Source organism: Citrobacter sp. TBCS-14, assembly GCF_005280805.1.
Classification (GTDB): domain Bacteria; phylum Pseudomonadota; class Gammaproteobacteria; order Enterobacterales; family Enterobacteriaceae; genus Citrobacter; species Citrobacter gillenii.
This window is the reverse complement of record NZ_SZWM01000965.1, coordinates 1-248: the sequence shown is the minus strand read 5'-3', so window position 1 is coordinate 248 and position 248 is coordinate 1. Positions and strand designations below refer to the sequence as shown.

Genomic DNA, 248 nt, shown 5'->3' with positions numbered 1-248 from the left:
AAAACTCCATTTGCTGACGCTATTGAAGAAGCGGTTGACTTTGTTCGCCCTACTGCTGGACGTCGTTATTTGATTGTTAAAGCAGAAGACCGTAAAGCCTTGTTAGATGAGTTACGTCAAGCAACTGCAAATGCTCACGTTCGTATTAAAAATGATGACGCTGAAATTGCCTCTGAAGTTGGAGTAGATGAAATTATTGTCTATACAGGTTCAAAAGCACTCAAACCTACTGTATTGGTAGACCAAAA

1 protein-coding gene is annotated in these 248 nt (G+C 39.9%); it reads left to right on the top strand.

Translation table 11 applies throughout. The features are described from left to right. A partial coding sequence (locus FDX22_RS22285; RefSeq protein WP_222592562.1) for a hypothetical protein occupies positions 1-248 on the top strand: 248 nt, incomplete at both ends.